The organism is Lachnoclostridium edouardi (assembly GCF_900240245.1).
GTDB lineage: Bacteria > Bacillota > Clostridia > Lachnospirales > Lachnospiraceae > Lachnoclostridium_A > Lachnoclostridium_A edouardi.
Genome location: NZ_OESQ01000001.1, coordinates 451,521 through 467,877, shown reverse-complemented (window position 1 = coordinate 467,877; position 16,357 = coordinate 451,521). Strand labels below are relative to the sequence as shown.

Sequence of the window (16,357 nt, the reverse complement as noted above, 5' to 3'; positions counted from 1 at the left end):
CTGGAAATTTTAGGGCGCACAGAGGAAGGAAAGCAGTAATCTGAAATCAGGAGGTGCATATGAAGGCTTATTACAATGAAAACAAGTTTTACAATCATCTGGAGGAATGGGTGGGAGCAGTTCTTCTGGCTGTAATGGTAGTACTTTTATTTGTGCAGGTAATAATGAGATACGTGCTGAAAACATCTGCCGCTTGGATTTCAGAATATTGTCTGTACATGTTTATGTATTTTGTTTTTCTGGCCTGCAGCGGCGCTTTTTTAAGAAATGATCACATTCAGATTGTAGCTGTGATTGAAAAGCTGCCGGGGAAGATGAAGGATCTGGCAAATCTGTTTCTCTATATAGTGGATCTGATTTTTGTAACTGCAGTAGGATATTATGTTTTATTAAGAGTTCTGGACCAGATGGCTATGAAAACAGTGTCTATTACACAGTTCCCCATGTGGCTGATGTCAGCCTCCCTTTTGCTGGGTGTGGGGGCCTCTGCAGTCAGATGCTTAATGAATATTTACTTTATTATCCGATATGAGTTTCTAAATAGCAGGGAGGGCAAATAAATGGCAGGCGTTATTTTAATAGGAGGATTGTTTGTCTTTGTATTTTTGGGATTTCCCATTGCTATTGCATTAGGACTTGTGTGCTGCGGATATTCCCTTATGTTTGGAACTATTGACATGTCTCTGATTATAGAATCCTTCCTAAACGGGACTAACAGCTTTACTCTTTTAGCCATTCCGTTTTTTATTCTTTCAGGAGAGCTGATGATTCAGGGAGGTATCTCTCAAAGGCTGATTAATTTTTGTATGAGTCTTGTAAAAGACAGGCCGGGAGGGCTGGCTATTGTAACCATTATTGCCAGTATGTTCTTTGCCGCTATTTCAGGCTCAGGTCCCGCCACAGTGGCGTGTATAGGAGGAATTATGATCCCTCAGATGATCAGGGCCGGCTACAGCAAGGGGTTTTCTACTGCCGCGGCGGCAGCGGGAGGAGCCCTTGGCCCTATTATTCCCCCCAGTATTTTATTCCTGCTTTACGGAGTAGCTACCAACACATCTGTGGCCAAGCTGTTTTTAGCCGGAGTTATTCCCGGAATCTTGTTGGGAGTGGCAATGATCATTATAGCCAGAAAAATTTCTATAAAAGAAAAATATTTACCTGGGCCGGAGGTGAAAGCAGAGCTGCAGAAGGTTTACGATTCTGGGTTCTGGTATAATTTTAAAGAAGCAATTTGGGCTTTATTAGTGCCTGTAATTATTCTGGGAGGAATTTACAGCGGAATTTTCTCCCCACAGAAGCGTCTGTAGTGGCCTGTGTGTATGCTTTGCTGGCGGGAATGTTTATTTATAAAGATTTAAAAGTAAAGGATTTGCCGGGAACCTTTGTGCGGGCCACTAAAAGCTGCAGCTTTATTGTAATTATTTCCTTCTCAACAGCATTCGCAAAGCTTTTAACTTTAGAGGGAGTGACAGCCTCCATAGCAAACGGGGTGCTGGATATGACTACAAATAAGTATGTTATTTTAATTTTAATTAATATTCTGCTTTTAATTGTAGGAATGATTATGGACGCCGCCCCGGCCACCATTATTCTCAGTCCAATTTTGCTGAAAATTGTGCAGCCCTTAGGCGTGGACCCAATTCAGCTGGGGGTTATTATTGTTATGAATCTGTCTATTGGCATGATTACCCCACCTGTGGGAATTAACTTGTTTGTAGGCTGTAAAATCAGCAAAATTCAATTAGAAACTACTTTCCGCTTTGTAGGACAGCTGCTGATTTACATGCTGGTGGTTTTAGCCATAACTACATATATTCCATTTATTAGTCTGTTCCTTCCTGGAATTCTTACCTGATATAGGAAAACTGCCTATTCTTCCCTTTAAAGGTGTGGGAAGTGGGGGAACCTTGCGTTTTAAAATAGTGGATGATATAATTTTGGTAAATATTTACAGGGACGAGGGATGTAAATGGCAGAAGATGGGAAGAAGAAATACAAATATGATATTGTTGCAGATCAGATTATAGAAGAAATCAGAAAAGGCAGATGGAAAATAGGGGACAAGCTTCCGCCGGAAGGGGAGCTGGCAGCAGAGCTTCAGGTCAGCCGGGTATGTTTAAGGGAGGGACTGAAAAAGCTGAATGTGCTGGGAATCGTAAAAATTATGCAGGGGGACGGGACTTATGTAAATGAGGTAAATCCTGCAGAATTTATGAAGCCTTTATTTACTTTGATGACAGTGACAGAAAATAATATTGACGAAATATACGACGCCAGAATTTTTGTGGAAAGCGGAGCTTGTAAGCTGGCTGCTGAAAACAGGACGGAAAATGAGATAAAAATTCTCAAGGGATATATTGAAAATATGGAGGAAGCTATAGGTTTTAACGATTTTGCCTCTTACTCTAAGTATGACAGAAAGTTTCACGAGCTTCTTGTGGCTGCCTCCAGAAATCACGTTCTGGTGATGATTTCCCGTATGTTTCAGGATATTGCCGACAGATATACCCGTCAGTTAAACAGCGATGCCAAAGTTATGGCCAAGTCTATGATGGATCACAGACAGCTGTTTGGCGCTGTGGATGATATGGATGGGGAATTTGCAAGTCATATTATGCAGGTGCATCTGGAGCGGTCCAGAAAAAGCTTGTTAAATATTAAGTCGTCAAAGTAAAGCCTCTGCTTTTTTGAGAAGGGGAAGCTTATGCTATGGTGGAAAAATTACTGGCCCAAAGAGGTGGAAAACTGTATAGAAGAGAGAAAGGTAGGTGAGAGAAATATCTGTATTTATAAAGATATGGCTTTCAGCATGTACCTGGCTTTTAAAAAGACGGCTGTTAGGCTGTCGGAGAAAGCAGCAATAGGTGATTGGAGGGGCAGAACCTATTCTTACAAATACTTGCTGGAGATGACGGACAAAACAGCTTCCTGGCTTCAGGAAATAAACGGCGTAAAAATTATTGCTTCTAAATCAGAGGGGGACTGGGGACTGGAATATCTTTTGGCAGGCAGCAGCTGCAGGGATTTAGGCAAAGAGGAGAGACAGGCTTGTTTAGAAGATGATGCCATAGTTATGTTTACATCAGGAACTACCTCTAAAAGTAAAGGTGTAATTTTAAAAAATTACCAAGTAATGAATTCAGTGGAAGCATACATAAAAACCCTGAATTTAAGTGAAAAAGACAGCTCTCTTATTGCCACTCCTATGTATCACGTAACAGGGATGATCAGTATTTTATCAGTATTTCTGACAGTGGGAGGGACTGTATTTATCCAGCCGAAAGTGGACGGGGACGCTGTTTTAAAGTGCTTTTTAAAAGAAAAAATTACTTTTTATCACGCTTCCCCAACAGTGTTTTCCATACTTTTAGAAAAGAGAAAGGAATATCCGGTTATTCCGTGGGTAAAAGGATTTGCCTGCGGCAGCGGAAATATGGCTCCAGAAAACATTAAAAAGCGAAAGGAATGGATGCCAAAAGCACAGTTTCACACTGTATATGGACTTACGGAAACGGCGGGAGCAGCCGACAGCCCCCTGGATTGGTTCTTCAGGAGTTCCTATGCCGGATTTGAAGGTGAAAATTATGGAGGGCAGCCGAGAGCTGGAAGCTGAGGAAATAGGGGAAATTTGTTTAAAAGGCAGTTTTGTGCTAGAAAGCTACCACAAGCCGTGGCCGGATTTGATTTCAGAGGACGGGTGGCTGCGCACAGGAGATCTGGGGTATTATAATCAGGCCGGCTATTTATATATCGTTGACAGAAAAAAGGATATGATCAACAGAGGCGGGGAGAAAATATGCAGCTTTGATATTGAAAATGTGCTTCACACTTTGCCTTATGTGGCGGAGGCGGCGGTTGTGGCTGTGCCTGATGAAAAATATATGGAGGTTCCGGCAGCTCTTATAAGGCTAGAAAAAGGAAAGTTTGTTATAACAGAAAGTTACAGACAAAAAGTAAGGAGGAGGGGAAAGTTAGGCCGGAAAAAATAAGAAGGTATTTGTACACCGTGGAGCCGTATGTAAAGGTAATAGGATTTAAAGAGCCTGTGAGACTTATATAATGTGGAGGCGGATTTAGAATAAACTTTAATTTTTCGTGGAAATCCCCTGGCTTTTATAGTATACTGATAATACTGCACAGATTTTTGGCAAAATCACTGGAATGCAGTACAGTATTACAAGAGAAAGAGGAGTATTTATGCGAAGGATGATTAGTATTCTGCTGTGCCTTATTTTTGTGGCCGCAGGTCCGGGGATCGTATCATATGCCAAGCCAGAATGGCCTACAAATACAGGAGTAGAATCAGAATCAGGAATTGTTATGGATGTGGATTCCGGCACAGTGATTTTTGCCCAGAATATTCACGAGACAAAGCCGCCGGCCAGTATTACGAAGCTGTTGACTGCATTAATTGTAATTGAACATGCAAATTTAGAGGATACAGTAACCTTTTCCTACGATGCCGTTTACAATGTGGAGGCGGGAGCCGGAAATAAAATGAACATAGAAGAGGGGGATCAGCTTTCTGTAAAAGACTGCCTGTATCTTTTATTGCTTCAGTCCTCCAATCAGTCTGCCAACGCTTTGGCTGAGCACGTGGCGGGAAGCAGGGACGCTTTTGTGGAGATGATGAATCAAAAGGTGGCGGCTATTGGCTGCGAAGACGGAACTCATTTTGCAAATCCGTCAGGCCTGAATGATGATTCCCAGGTGGTATCTGCTTACGATATGGCCTTAATAGCCAGAGAGGCCTTTAAAAATCCTACATTGCTGGAAATTGACTCAGCGAAAAGCTACCAAATACCGGCCACTAAAAACAATCCAAACGGGCGGACATTTTACATGGAACACAAGATGTTAGATGAGGAGGAGGCAGAGTATTATCCGGCGGCAGTAGCAGGCAAAACAGGATACACCTCTTTAGCAGGGCAAACCCTTGTGACCTTGGCGGAAAAAGACGGGAAAAGGCTGGTTGCGGTTACATTAAAAAGTACAGGAAAAACTCATTATAAGGATACGACAACGATTTTAGATTTTAGTTTTCAGCTTTTTAAAAACGTGAATATTTCTGAAAACGAAACTTTTTTAACAGGACAGGAGCCTGTAGATATCGGGGGAGTTTCCTATGAGCCGGGAGAGGTTTGGCTGGATCAGGAAGCCGTTGTTACCCTTCCTAATGATGCGGCCTTTACAGACGGAGAGCGTAGCTTAGAGACAGCCCTTTCTTCAGGAGCGCCGGAAAACGCCGTAGGACTTCTTACTTATACATATAATGAAAGAAAAATAGGACAGGCATATATTTATACCAATCAGACGGCTGACACATCCGAAGATGAAAATAACCAAAGTTCCACAGACCAGCCGGAACAGGATTCTAGGGAAACTGGAGGAAAAGCTCTGGGGGCGGACACCTTTTCAGGGGCCAAAACTGCAGGAGCAGTGGCAGCTGCAATATGTATTATAGCTGCAGCATCCGCATTCTGGTATAAGAAAAGACAGGATGCCCAGAGAGAACGCCAGAGAATACTCAGGGAAAAGAGAAGAAAAAGACTGCAGGAGATCGGCTGTTCTGAGGAGGAATTCCGCAGAATGATGGAAGAGAGAAAAAATAGATCAGGGAGGTAACAAACAGTATGGAGTTTATTTTAGACACGGCAAATATAGAAGAAATCAGAAGATATGCAGCTGTATATCCTATTTTGGGAGTTACCAGCAATCCGTCTATTGTGAAAAAGGAAGGGAAAATCTCCTTTTTCGATCATTTTAAAGAAATACGAAAGATTATTGGGGAGGACAAAAGCCTTCATATTCAGGTGACAGCCGCCGATGCTGAAACTATGGTTAGGGAGGGAAAAACTCTTCTGGAAAAGGTGGATGAAAAGGTTTTTGTAAAAGTACCTGTAACAGAGCAGGGCTTGAAGGCCATAAAAATGTTAAAAGAAATGGATATTTCCGTTACAGCCACTGCTATTTACACAAAAATTCAGGGATATATGGCTATGGAATGCGGGGCAGATTATCTGGCTCCCTACTATAACCGTATGGAAAATATGGATATAGACGCATTTCACACTATTCACAGCTTAGCTTGTCAAATTGATCGCTGGCATTATAATACAAAGATTGTAGCCGCCAGCTTTAAAAATATGGGCCAGGTTAACATGGCTTTAGAGGCCGGAGCCCACGCAGTGACAGTGCAGCCGGAATTGTTTCACACAGCCTTTTCCATGCGTGCCATTGGAAAAGCGGTAGATGATTTTCAAAAGGACTGGAAAAGGATTTACGGAGAGAAAAATATTACCCAGCTTTAATAAAAGCCTTTGGAAATTCACAGCAGACTTGTATAAAACCCAGAATGAACGGCTATCCTAATTCATAACAACAGTATGAATAAGGAGGCCGTTTTTTATGTGTCATAGTTTTGATATTGCAGAAGTAAAAGGAAGGGAAATTTTAGATTCCAGAGGAAATCCAACTGTGGAGGTGGAGGTTACTTTGGAAAATGGAGCAGTGGGAAGAGCAAGCGTGCCCTCAGGCGCCTCCACAGGAAAGTTTGAGGCAGTAGAATTAAGAGACGGAGATCACAGATATAATGGAAAGGGAGTAAAAAAAGCGGTGGACAATATAAATACAGTTTTAGCAGAAGCTGTATTATTTGAAAGCGCTTTAGACCAGACGAAAATAGATTGCCTGCTTTGTGAAGCCGACGGCACGGAAAATAAGGAAAATATGGGGGCCAATGCAATTTTAGGAGTTTCCCTGGCAGTGGCCAGAGCAGCTGCCAAAGGGCTTAATATTCCTTTATATCGCTATTTAGGAGGAGTAAACGCCTGTCAGCTGCCAGTTCCTATGATGAATATTTTAAACGGAGGAGTACACGCAGCAAATACTGTTGACTTTCAGGAATTTATGATTGCGCCAGTGGGAGCAAAGGCCTACTCAGAGGGGCTGAAAATGTGTGCGGAAATATACCATACGTTAAAAAAACTGCTGGAAATCGGACATCATTCCACAGCTGTAGGAGATGAGGGAGGCTTTGCCCCTGATCTGAAAAATGCAGAAGAGGTATTGACCTATTTAGTGGACGCAATTAAAATGAGCGGTTATCAGCCGGGAAAAGACATTAAAATAGCTATGGACGCCGCAGCCAGCGAGCTTTACGACGAGGAAACAGGGCTGTATTTATTCCCGGGGGAAAGCAAAATGAGCGGCAGAGACGTGCAGAGAACAGCAGAGGAAATGACAGAATATTATAAGAAACTGCTGGATTCCTTCCCTATTTTCTCCATAGAGGACGGTTTAAATGAGGAGGACTGGGAAGGCTGGCAGTATATGACAAGAGAGCTGGGAGACAGAGTGCAGCTGGTGGGAGATGACCTGTTTGTCACAAATACAGGCAGACTTGCCAAAGGAATTGCTTTAGGGGCTGCCAACGCTATTTTAATAAAGGTAAACCAGATCGGCACCTTGACAGAAAGCCTGAAAGCCATAGAAATGGCTAAGAAGGCAGGGTATAAAACAATTATTTCTCACCGCTCAGGGGAAACAGAGGATACATTTATTGCAGATATTGCAGTGGCGGTAAATGCAGGACAGATAAAAACAGGAGCTCCGTGCAGAAGCGACAGGACAGCTAAATATAATCAGCTTCTTAGAATTGAAGAGCAGATTTTATAAATTTTCAGATTTATAAAATGGAAAAGTTTCAGTTGCTATTCCATGGAAAATGTGCTATGATTACGGTGTTTGACTATAGGAGGTGTGTAATATGCTGAAAATGCTTTTGACAATTATATTTGTAATATTAGCCATCGCTTTAACTGTAATCGTTTTGATGCAGGAAGGAAAATCTGCAGGACTTGGTTCTATTGCCGGTATGGCAGATACCTACTGGGGTAAAAACAAAGGCCGTTCTATGGAAGGCGCCCTGGAAAAATTTACGAAGATTGCAGCCGCACTGTTTTTAGTACTGGCTTTTGTATTAAATCTTTTGTAAAAATCCATTAGGGGGTGTTGCAGAATTGACATTCCGGTTTGCTGGAAGGCGGATTAAGGCATTCAGCAGAGGAACCGTCAGCTTCTGTGGCACCCTCTTTTTAGTTTATAGAAGTGATATTGAAAGGAAGAAAATGGAAGAACATTTATTAAGAGAACGAAAGGATAACCTGGAAAAGCTTTTAAAGGATCCTGCCTACGTTCCCATGAAATTAAAGGAACTGGCTATGTTATTAGGCATTCCAAAGGAACAAAGACAGGAACTGAAGGAAGTTATGGACGCCCTGGTATCAGAGGGAAGAGCAGGCGTATCCAAAAAAGGTAAATATGGAAAACCGGAGACTATGGGCGTAGTGGGGATATTCACCGGCCACCCCAAAGGCTTTGGCTTTGTAACAGTGGAGGGGATGGAAGAGGATGTATTTATTCCGGCAGATAAAACAGGAAGCGCTCTCCACGGAGATAAAGTTCAGATTGTAGTGGAGGAGGAGCCTAGGGGAAGGCGGGCGGAAGGAGCAGTCGTAAGAGTTCTGGAGCGGGCCAACAGACATATTGTAGGTTTATATCAAAAAAATAAGAATTTTGGATTTGTTATGCCTGACAATCAGAAGATCTGCAAAGATATTTTTGTCCCTCAGGGCAAGGACAGAGGCGCAGTTACCGGCCATAAGGTAGTAGTCTCCGTTACTGATTATGGAAATGAGAAAAAAAAGCCTGAGGGAATTATTACAGAGATTTTAGGTCATATAAATGATCCTGGCACAGATATATTATCCCTAGTAAAGGCCTACGGCCTGCCGGAAGAATTTCCCCAGGCAGTTATGGACTGGGTGGAAAATATTCCTGATACAGTAGACGAAAAGGATAAGGCCGGCCGTTTAGATTTAAGAGGCCTTATGACAGTGACCATTGACGGGGAGGACGCAAAAGACTTAGACGATGCAGTCACTATTTCTAAAGAAGAGCTGCCCTCTGGAAGCGTCTACCATTTGGGAGTGCATATTGCAGATGTCAGCCACTATGTAACAGAAAATAGTCCTCTGGATAAAGAAGCTTTAAAAAGAGGCACCAGCGTGTATTTAGTGGACAGAGTGATTCCTATGCTGCCTCACAAATTGTCTAACGGAATCTGTTCTTTAAATCAGGGGGAAGACCGTTTGGCTTTAAGCTGTCTAATGGATATTAATGCTTCTGGCCATGTAATCAGTCACCGCATTGCCGAGACAGTGATTAAAGTAGACAGAAGAATGACTTATACTGCGGTAAATGCCATTGTAACACATAAGGATGAGGAGATTTCTAAAGAATATGAAGAGTTTGTCCCTATGTTTCAGCTGATGGAAGAGCTTTCCTGTATTCTCAGAGAACAAAGGAGAAAACGAGGGGCAGTAGACTTTGATTTTCCTGAAAGTAAAATTATTCTTAACGAAAAAGGAAAACCTGTGGACATTAAGCCTTACGAGAGAAATACAGCCACAAAAATAATCGAGGATTTTATGCTGGCGGCAAATGAGACCATAGCCGAAGATTATTTTTGGCAGGAGCTGCCCTTTGTTTACAGAACCCACGATAACCCGGACCCGGAGAAAATGAAAAAGCTGGCGACCTTTATTAATAACTTTGGCTATACTATCCGGCTTCAGCAGGGAGAAATTCACCCTAAGGAACTTCAGAAGCTGCTAGATAAACTGGAGGGCACCAATGAGGAAGCGCTTTTAAGCCGCCTTGTATTAAGATCTATGCGCCAGGCCAAATATACGGCAGTATCAGGAGGCCACTTTGGTCTTGCAGCCAGATACTATACCCACTTTACCTCCCCGATCAGAAGATACCCGGACCTTCAGATCCACCGGATTATTAAAGAAAATTTAAGGGGAGGACTGTCAGACAAGCGCATTGTCCATTATGACAGAATTCTGCCGGAGGTAACTGTGCAGTGCTCTGCCCTGGAGCGCCGGGCCGACGAGGCGGAGAGAGAGACAGAGAAGCTGAAGAAGTGCGAATATATGGAGAAATTCATTGGAGAAGAATTTGAGGGAGTAATCTCCGGGGTTACAGGCTGGGGATTTTATGTGGAGCTGCCAAATACTGTAGAAGGCCTGGTTCACATTAACGAACTGCGGGACGACTATTATATATTTGACGAACAGCGATTAGAATTAAAGGGAGAAATGACCGGAAAAGCTTATAAGCTGGGTCAGAAAATTAAGGTTCAGGTATTAGGAACAGACAAATTTGCCAGAACCATCGACTTTATTCCTGTTAGAACCTTAGGGCTGCAGGAATAGCAGGAGGATAAGAAATGGGAAAAGAAAGCTTTAAACTGGTAGCTAACAATAAAAAAGCCTACCACGATTATTTTATTGACGACAAATACGAGGCCGGAATTGAACTGTTTGGAACAGAAGTAAAGTCTATTCGCATGGGTAAATGCAGTATTAAGGAATCCTTTATCCGCATTGAAAAAGGGCAGATGTATATATATGGAATGCATATAAGCCCTTACGAGAAGGGAAACATATTTAATAAGGACCCGCTGAGAGTAAGAAAGCTTTTACTGCACAAACAGGAAATCACAAAACTGGATTCTAAGCTGGCTGAAAAAGGGCTGACCCTTGTGCCTCTGCAGGTTTATTTTAAGGGCAGCCTGGTAAAGGTGGAAGTAGGCCTGGCGCGAGGCAAAAAGCTGTACGATAAAAGACAGGATATTGCAAAGAAAGATCAAAAAAGAGAAATAGAGCGGGATTACAAAATGAAGCTAAGATAAAGATTGCAATATTCGCCGCCGTCAGGGCGTTGACATTCTGGCAGCCAGATGGTAGTATATTAGAGGTGCCCGGATCTTGGGGGATTGCGGGCATTTGCACATCAGGGGCAGTACTGGTTTCGACAGGGGCCATGCAGCTGGTGAAGCTATCCGTATGCAATGCGTTAAATGGCAAACCTAAATATAAACGCTGATAGAAAATTAGCAATCGCTGCTTAATAGTAGCTGTCAGCCTTAAAGCACCCATACTTTAAGAACCTGGCATCGACTATATGGGAAACGACATATGCAAAGCTTTGAGCATGTGGGCGTATAATGAAGCTACTAAAGCGCTCAGGGTGTTAATCCCCGGGGCGTAGAGGGAATGAAAAAGGATTAACTATGATAGTAGAAGAACAGGGAATTGGTTTTTGGACACGGGTTCAAATCCCGTCTGCTCCACTTTCAAAAAGCCTGGTATTTATAGGGTGAATCCTATATTTACCAGGCTTTTTTCGTGAAGAATGCAAATCCTTAATTCTTTAACAGTTCGTCATAAGTAGTTTCTAAACAGTCGCGAAAGCCTTGAAGCTGAGTAGCAGTAATATGCTGAACGCCTCGTTCGATTTTAACTAGTGATTCTCTGTAAATTGAGATGCCCCGCAGTTGCATTAAACGTACAAGTTCAGTCTGTCCAATACCTTTTTCTTTTCTGATTCTCCGAATGTTCTTGCCGATTTGAATGCTATCCTGTTTGATTTTTGTGTCAAGCATATAAGTCAATCTCCTAAAAGTGGAACGGTTTTGGTCCTTTTTTATCTTTATCATAAACGCAGGAAATGATACAATGGGACTGAAATGGTTCCTTTTCTTGAAGAAGGAGTTAAAAAACTAAGGAGGAAGAGTTATGATTTCATATGAAAAATTATGGGTAACAATGAAAAAGAAGGGAATTAGTCAGTATAAACTAATGAAATACTATGGAGTCAGCGCCGGACAGCTGGAGAGGATGAAGAAAAATATGCATGTTTCCACCCACACTATTGAAAAGTTCTGTGAAATATTAGACTGTAATGTGGAGGATATTATGGAATTTAAAGAGCAGGACGAAAGACGGCGGGAAGAGAAAGATTAGAGATGTAAAATCTATATGACAATCTTATATTGCTCTTAAAATCAAGGGGTGGTATGATATTATACAATAGATTTTTCGCTGTTGCGAACATTACTATTTTAAGTGCGGGGAGTAGGCGCCGAAGACCCAGGGGATATTAAAAATCAAAAAGATATTATGGAAGCAGCATTCAATATGGGAAAAGCTGTATAGCATTAAAAGTAATATACATATTGAAAGACTTTGGTGAGAATGGTAAAATATTCCTTAAAAGAAACAGGGGGATTATAGTTATGAAAAAATTATTAGTATTATCATTGGCTGCTGTAATGACATTTACAGAGCCTGCAGTTTTATCAACAGAATTATTTACTATAACAGCAGAAGCCCATTCCGGGCGTACAGATGCAAACGGCGGCCACAGAGACAACAAAAATAAAAGCGGACTTGGCTCCTATCATTATCACTGCGGCGGTTATCCCGCTCATTTACATACTAATGGAGTCTGCCCATATGCCGGCGGAAGCTCTTTGCAGGGAACATCTGGTTCATCAGCCGGTGCCAAAGACAAAAAGGAAGCAGAAGCACAGCCGTCCTACGATTACAGTCTTGTATTTGATGCGGATTATTATGCAGCCCACCACGAAGATGTGGCAGATCACTGCGGTGCTGACAGCACTAAGCTGCTGAATCATTTTCTGGAAAGCGGCATGAAAGAGGGAAGACAGGCCTCAGAAGAGTTTAACGTATCTGTATACAAAGAAAATAATCCAGATCTGGCGGAGCTTTATGGGGATGATTTAGTAAAATATTATGAACACTATATGAGCTGCGGACACGGGGAAGGCAGAGTCTGCAAATAAATTTTTCAAAAGCAGACGGAAGTTGGGGGATATTTTAGATGGCAGATACAAGAAATGATTTTTCAAAAGGCAGTATTGTCAGCAACATTATGGGATTAGCGGTGCCTATGACCCTGGCTCAGCTGATTAATGTATTGTACAGCATTGTAGACAGGATTTACATAGGAAGACTGCCGGAGGGGGCTATGCTTTCCCTGACCGGCATCGGCCTTTGTCTGCCTATTATATCTATTGTAATAGCCTTTGCCAATCTGTTTGGAATGGGAGGGGCGCCTCTTTGCTCTATTGAGAGAGGAAGGGGAAATCTGGAAGAAGCAGAAAAAATTATGGGCAACTCCTTTGTGCTGCTGGTATCCTTTGGCCTCTGTCTGACAGCGGCGGGCCTGATATTTAAAAGACCTTTGCTTTACCTGTTAGGCGCCAGCGATATGACGATTGAATATGCAGACAGTTATCTGACCATATACCTGTTAGGAAGCACATTTGTAATGATCGGCCTGGGAATGAACAGCTTTATTAACTCTCAGGGATTTGGAAAAATAGGGATGATGACTGTGCTTTTAGGTGCGGTTGCCAACCTGATTTTAGACCCTGTATTTATATTTGTATTTCACATGGGAGTTCAGGGAGCCGCTTTGGCCACGATTATTTCCCAGGGGCTTTCAGCTCTCTGGATTATCCGTTTTCTCACAGGGAAAAAGACAATATTAAGGCTGAAAAAATCCAGCTTTGTGCTGGAGGCTGAGCGGGTGAAAAGCATTATGTTTTTAGGCTTGTCCGGTTTTACTATGTCTATTACCAACTCCCTTGTGCAGATGGTGTGCAATGCCAGCCTGCAGCAGTTTGGCGGCGATTTGTACGTGGGAGTTATGACAGTAATCAACTCTATCAGGGAAGTAGTGACAATGCCGGTAAACGGCCTGACAAACAGCGCCCAGCCTGTAATGGGATTTAATTTTGGAGCCAGAGAATATGGAAGAGTGAAAAAGGCCATAGTTTTTACAACTGCAGTGTCAGTGGTGTACACCTTGATTGTGTGGTTCTTCATTCACGGGTTCCCTGAATTCTTCATCAGGATTTTTGACCCGGAGGGAGAGCTGATTACAGCGGGAATTCCTTCTATGCAGACATATTATTTCGGATATTTTATGATGTCTCTGCAGTTTGCAGGCCAGTCGGTATTTGTGGCTCTGGGACGTTCTAAAAACGCCGTGTTCTTTTCCATATTCCGAAAGGTGATTATTGTGATTCCATTAACCTTAATTCTGCCTCACATGTGGGGCTTAGGGATTATGGGAGTATTTATGGCGGAGCCTATTTCCAACTTTCTGGGGGGCTCAGCCAGCTACGGAACAATGATGGCTACTGTGTGGAGAGAATTAGGCAGAAGAGAGAAAGAAGAAAAGGGCAGGCTGCCAGACTGTAAAGAAAGGACTGTTTAGCTATGAAATATATTGGAAGGGAAAATCTGATTACAGAGATGAATAAGGACAATCCGGCATGTGAGGTGGTTTCTCCGGGGGAAACAGTTGTATTTGAAACATACGACTGTTTTACCAACCAGTTTCTGCCTGAGGACGCTACATTTGAAAATGTGGTGAGAAAGCCGGGAAACCCCTGTACAGGGCCCTTATACGTAGAGGGAGCGGAGCTGGGGGATATGTTGAAAATCAGCATTTTAGATATTGAGACAGGGCCGGTAGGCATTGTTATGCTGGGACCTAACAGCGGAAATGAAAAAGAATTCTTTCCAAAGAAGGTATTAAGCCGCGTGCCTGTAAAAAATGGAAACGCATATTTTAAGGACAAGGTAGTATTTTCTTTAAGCCCAATGATAGGAACCATCGGTGTTGCCCCTGAGGGAGAGGGGATCTCAACTATTACACCTGGAAATCACGGGGGAAACATGGACTGTACCCAGATAAAAAAGGGCAGCATTTTATACCTGCCTGTGTACGCCAAGGGAGGACTTTTGGCTATGGGTGATTTTCATGGAGTTATGGGGGACGGAGAAGTAGAAGACTGCGGCCTGGAAATCGAGGGAAAGGCTACAGTGGAAATTGACGTGGTGAAGCAGCCTGGAATTTCATGGCCTGTGGCGGAGACGGAAGATAAGTGGATGATAATTGTGTCAGAGGATACAGTGGAGAAAGCGTGGACTGTGGCTGTAAGGCAGATGTACTTGTTTTTAAAAGAACAGGTGAAAATGGACACAGAGGACGCCGGTATGCTGCTGACCTTGGCAGGGGATGTAATTGTCTGCCAGACAGTAAATCCTAAGAAAACAGTGAGAGTAGAATTCCCTAAATATATAACTCAAAGTTATGGGTATAATTCGATTTTCTAAATCGCTCATAATTATATTGACAGATAATAAAATTTGTTTAATAATGGGTAATAATTTTAAGATTACTGACAGGCCACAGGGCCTACGGACTATGACCATGCCAGTGTGAGAAAGGGAGTTGGATATGCAGACCATTAGAATTGAAAAAACATTATGTCCAAAGGAAAAGCCAGGGAAAGACAATCCGCTGACATTTGGCACTATATTTACTGATCACATGTTTGAGGTAGATTATGAAGAGGGAAAAGGCTGGTATGACCCTAGAATCGTGCCTTATCATTCCTTGGCCTTAGACCCCTCCGCCATGGTATTTCACTATGGCCAGACTATGTTTGAGGGGCTGAAGGCATATAAGGCTGAGGATGGAAGAGTGTTATTATTCCGCCCTGACAAAAACTGGGAAAGAGCCAACAGAAGCAACGCAAGACTTTGCATTCCGGAAATTCCAAAAGACCTTTTTATGGAAGGACTGAAACAGGTAGTGGAGATTGATAAGGACTGGATTCCTACAAAGTCGGGAACCTCTTTATATATTCGTCCCTTTGTAATCGCCACAGACCCATTTTTAGGGGTGCGTCCTTCTCATACATATAAATTTATGATTATTTTATCTCCTGTAGGCGCTTATTATGAAAGCGGTTTAAATCCTGTGAAAATCTGGATTGAGGATGAATATGTAAGAGCAGTAAAGGGCGGAATCGGAGAAGCCAAAACAGGAGGCAATTACGCGGCTTCTTTAGCTTCTCAGGTAAAAGCTCACGAGGAAGGCTATGCTCAGGTGCTTTGGCTGGATGGAATCCACAGAAAGTACATTGAAGAAGTGGGAGCAATGAATATTTTCTTTAAAATTAACGGCGTAGTAATCACGCCTCAGTTAAACGGAAGCATTCTGCCGGGAGTTACAAGAGATTCTGCAATCGCCCTGTGTAAAGAATGGGGAATCCCGGTAGAAGAAAGAAGAATTTCCGTAGACGAGATTTTAGAGGCAGCCAGAACCGGCGCTATGGAAGAGTGCTTTGGAACCGGTACAGCTGCAGTTGTTTCTCCTGTAGGGGAGTTGCGCTATGAAAATGAGATTATGTCCATTGGCAACAACCAGATCGGAGCAGTTACTCAGAAAATTTATGACACAATCACAGGAATTCAGCTGGGCAAGGTAGAGGGGCCAAAAGGCTGGAGCGTAGAAGTGAAGTAAAAAATAAAGCAGATAATAAAGCAGATAATAAAGTAAAAATAGTTGAGCGTTTAAAGCGTTCAACTATTTTTTTACACCATCTTTTTTGAGTGTGAAT

At 42.5% G+C, this 16,357-nt stretch carries 16 protein-coding genes, 1 other RNA gene and 1 pseudogene; 17 read left to right on the top strand and 1 reads right to left on the bottom strand.

What is annotated here, in order from left to right; translation table 11 throughout:
* Positions 1–59: 59 nt before the first annotated feature.
* The 12 genes and pseudogenes from C1A07_RS02140 to ssrA all read left to right on the top strand — a co-directional run bounded on the left by C1A07_RS02140 (position 60) and on the right by ssrA (position 11,206).
* Positions 60–560, top strand: a complete 501-nt coding sequence (locus C1A07_RS02140) for a TRAP transporter small permease (protein ID WP_101875643.1) — start codon at positions 60–62, stop codon at positions 558–560.
* Positions 561–1,855 (top strand): annotated as a pseudogene (locus C1A07_RS16835) (TRAP transporter large permease).
* A 114-nt stretch (positions 1,856–1,969) separates the two neighbouring features.
* Positions 1,970–2,674, top strand: a complete 705-nt coding sequence (locus tag C1A07_RS02130; protein WP_101875642.1) for a FadR/GntR family transcriptional regulator — start codon at positions 1,970–1,972, stop codon at positions 2,672–2,674.
* Between the two features lie 30 nt (positions 2,675–2,704).
* The gene (locus C1A07_RS16530; RefSeq protein ID WP_278321051.1) at positions 2,705–3,613 is read left to right on the top strand and encodes an AMP-binding protein; all 909 of its coding nucleotides are present in this window, start codon (positions 2,705–2,707) and stop codon (positions 3,611–3,613) included.
* The gene (locus tag C1A07_RS16525; RefSeq protein WP_278321050.1) at positions 3,585–3,989 is read left to right on the top strand and encodes an AMP-binding enzyme; all 405 of its coding nucleotides are present in this window, start codon (positions 3,585–3,587) and stop codon (positions 3,987–3,989) included. The genes C1A07_RS16530 and C1A07_RS16525 overlap by 29 nt, the downstream gene beginning before the upstream one ends.
* A 208-nt stretch (positions 3,990–4,197) precedes the next feature.
* On the top strand, positions 4,198–5,625 hold the full coding sequence (locus C1A07_RS02120; RefSeq protein WP_101875641.1) for a D-alanyl-D-alanine carboxypeptidase family protein: 1,428 nt from the start codon (positions 4,198–4,200) through the stop codon (positions 5,623–5,625).
* Between the two features lie 8 nt (positions 5,626–5,633).
* On the top strand, positions 5,634–6,311 hold the full coding sequence (locus C1A07_RS02115) for a fructose-6-phosphate aldolase (protein ID WP_101875640.1): 678 nt from the start codon (positions 5,634–5,636) through the stop codon (positions 6,309–6,311).
* Between the two features lie 97 nt (positions 6,312–6,408).
* Positions 6,409–7,677, top strand: coding sequence for a phosphopyruvate hydratase (gene eno, locus C1A07_RS02110; RefSeq protein ID WP_101875639.1), 1,269 nt, complete (start codon positions 6,409–6,411; stop codon positions 7,675–7,677).
* Positions 7,678–7,768: 91 nt separating this feature from the next.
* Positions 7,769–7,996: a preprotein translocase subunit SecG gene (gene secG / locus C1A07_RS02105; protein WP_101875638.1), complete on the top strand. Its 228-nt coding sequence runs from the start codon at positions 7,769–7,771 to the stop codon at positions 7,994–7,996.
* Positions 7,997–8,129: 133 nt separating this feature from the next.
* Positions 8,130–10,283, top strand: coding sequence for a ribonuclease R (gene rnr, locus C1A07_RS02100; RefSeq protein WP_101878001.1), 2,154 nt, complete (start codon positions 8,130–8,132; stop codon positions 10,281–10,283).
* 14 nt (positions 10,284–10,297) lie between these two features.
* Positions 10,298–10,762 carry an SsrA-binding protein SmpB gene (gene smpB, locus C1A07_RS02095; RefSeq protein ID WP_101875637.1) on the top strand — a complete coding sequence of 155 codons (465 nt, stop codon included), beginning with the start codon at positions 10,298–10,300 and terminating at the stop codon, positions 10,760–10,762.
* 104 nt (positions 10,763–10,866) lie between these two features.
* Positions 10,867–11,206, top strand: a transfer-messenger RNA (tmRNA) gene (gene ssrA, locus C1A07_RS02090).
* A 69-nt stretch (positions 11,207–11,275) separates the two neighbouring features.
* On the opposite strand, the gene C1A07_RS02085 is transcribed toward ssrA, so the two are convergent.
* Positions 11,276–11,515: a helix-turn-helix domain-containing protein gene (locus C1A07_RS02085; protein WP_101875636.1), complete on the bottom strand. Its 240-nt coding sequence runs from the start codon at positions 11,513–11,515 to the stop codon at positions 11,276–11,278.
* Between the two features lie 133 nt (positions 11,516–11,648).
* Here C1A07_RS02085 and C1A07_RS02080 point away from each other — a divergent pair, with 133 nt between their 5' ends.
* The 5 genes from C1A07_RS02080 (at position 11,649) to C1A07_RS02060 (ending at position 16,260) form a co-directional block, all read left to right on the top strand.
* Positions 11,649–11,876: a helix-turn-helix domain-containing protein gene (locus C1A07_RS02080; RefSeq protein WP_101875635.1), complete on the top strand. Its 228-nt coding sequence runs from the start codon at positions 11,649–11,651 to the stop codon at positions 11,874–11,876.
* A gap of 272 nt (positions 11,877–12,148) precedes the next feature.
* Positions 12,149–12,718 carry a YHYH domain-containing protein gene (locus tag C1A07_RS02075; protein WP_242972222.1) on the top strand — a complete coding sequence of 190 codons (570 nt, stop codon included), beginning with the start codon at positions 12,149–12,151 and terminating at the stop codon, positions 12,716–12,718.
* 38 nt (positions 12,719–12,756) lie between these two features.
* Positions 12,757–14,160 carry an MATE family efflux transporter gene (locus C1A07_RS02070; RefSeq protein WP_101875634.1) on the top strand — a complete coding sequence of 468 codons (1,404 nt, stop codon included), beginning with the start codon at positions 12,757–12,759 and terminating at the stop codon, positions 14,158–14,160.
* A gap of 2 nt (positions 14,161–14,162) precedes the next feature.
* Positions 14,163–15,065: an acetamidase/formamidase family protein gene (locus C1A07_RS02065; RefSeq protein ID WP_101875633.1), complete on the top strand. Its 903-nt coding sequence runs from the start codon at positions 14,163–14,165 to the stop codon at positions 15,063–15,065.
* Between the two features lie 124 nt (positions 15,066–15,189).
* A complete protein-coding gene (locus C1A07_RS02060) occupies positions 15,190–16,260 on the top strand; it encodes a branched-chain amino acid aminotransferase (RefSeq protein WP_101875632.1) in 1,071 nt (356 codons plus the stop codon).
* The last annotated feature ends 97 nt before the right edge of the window (positions 16,261–16,357 follow it).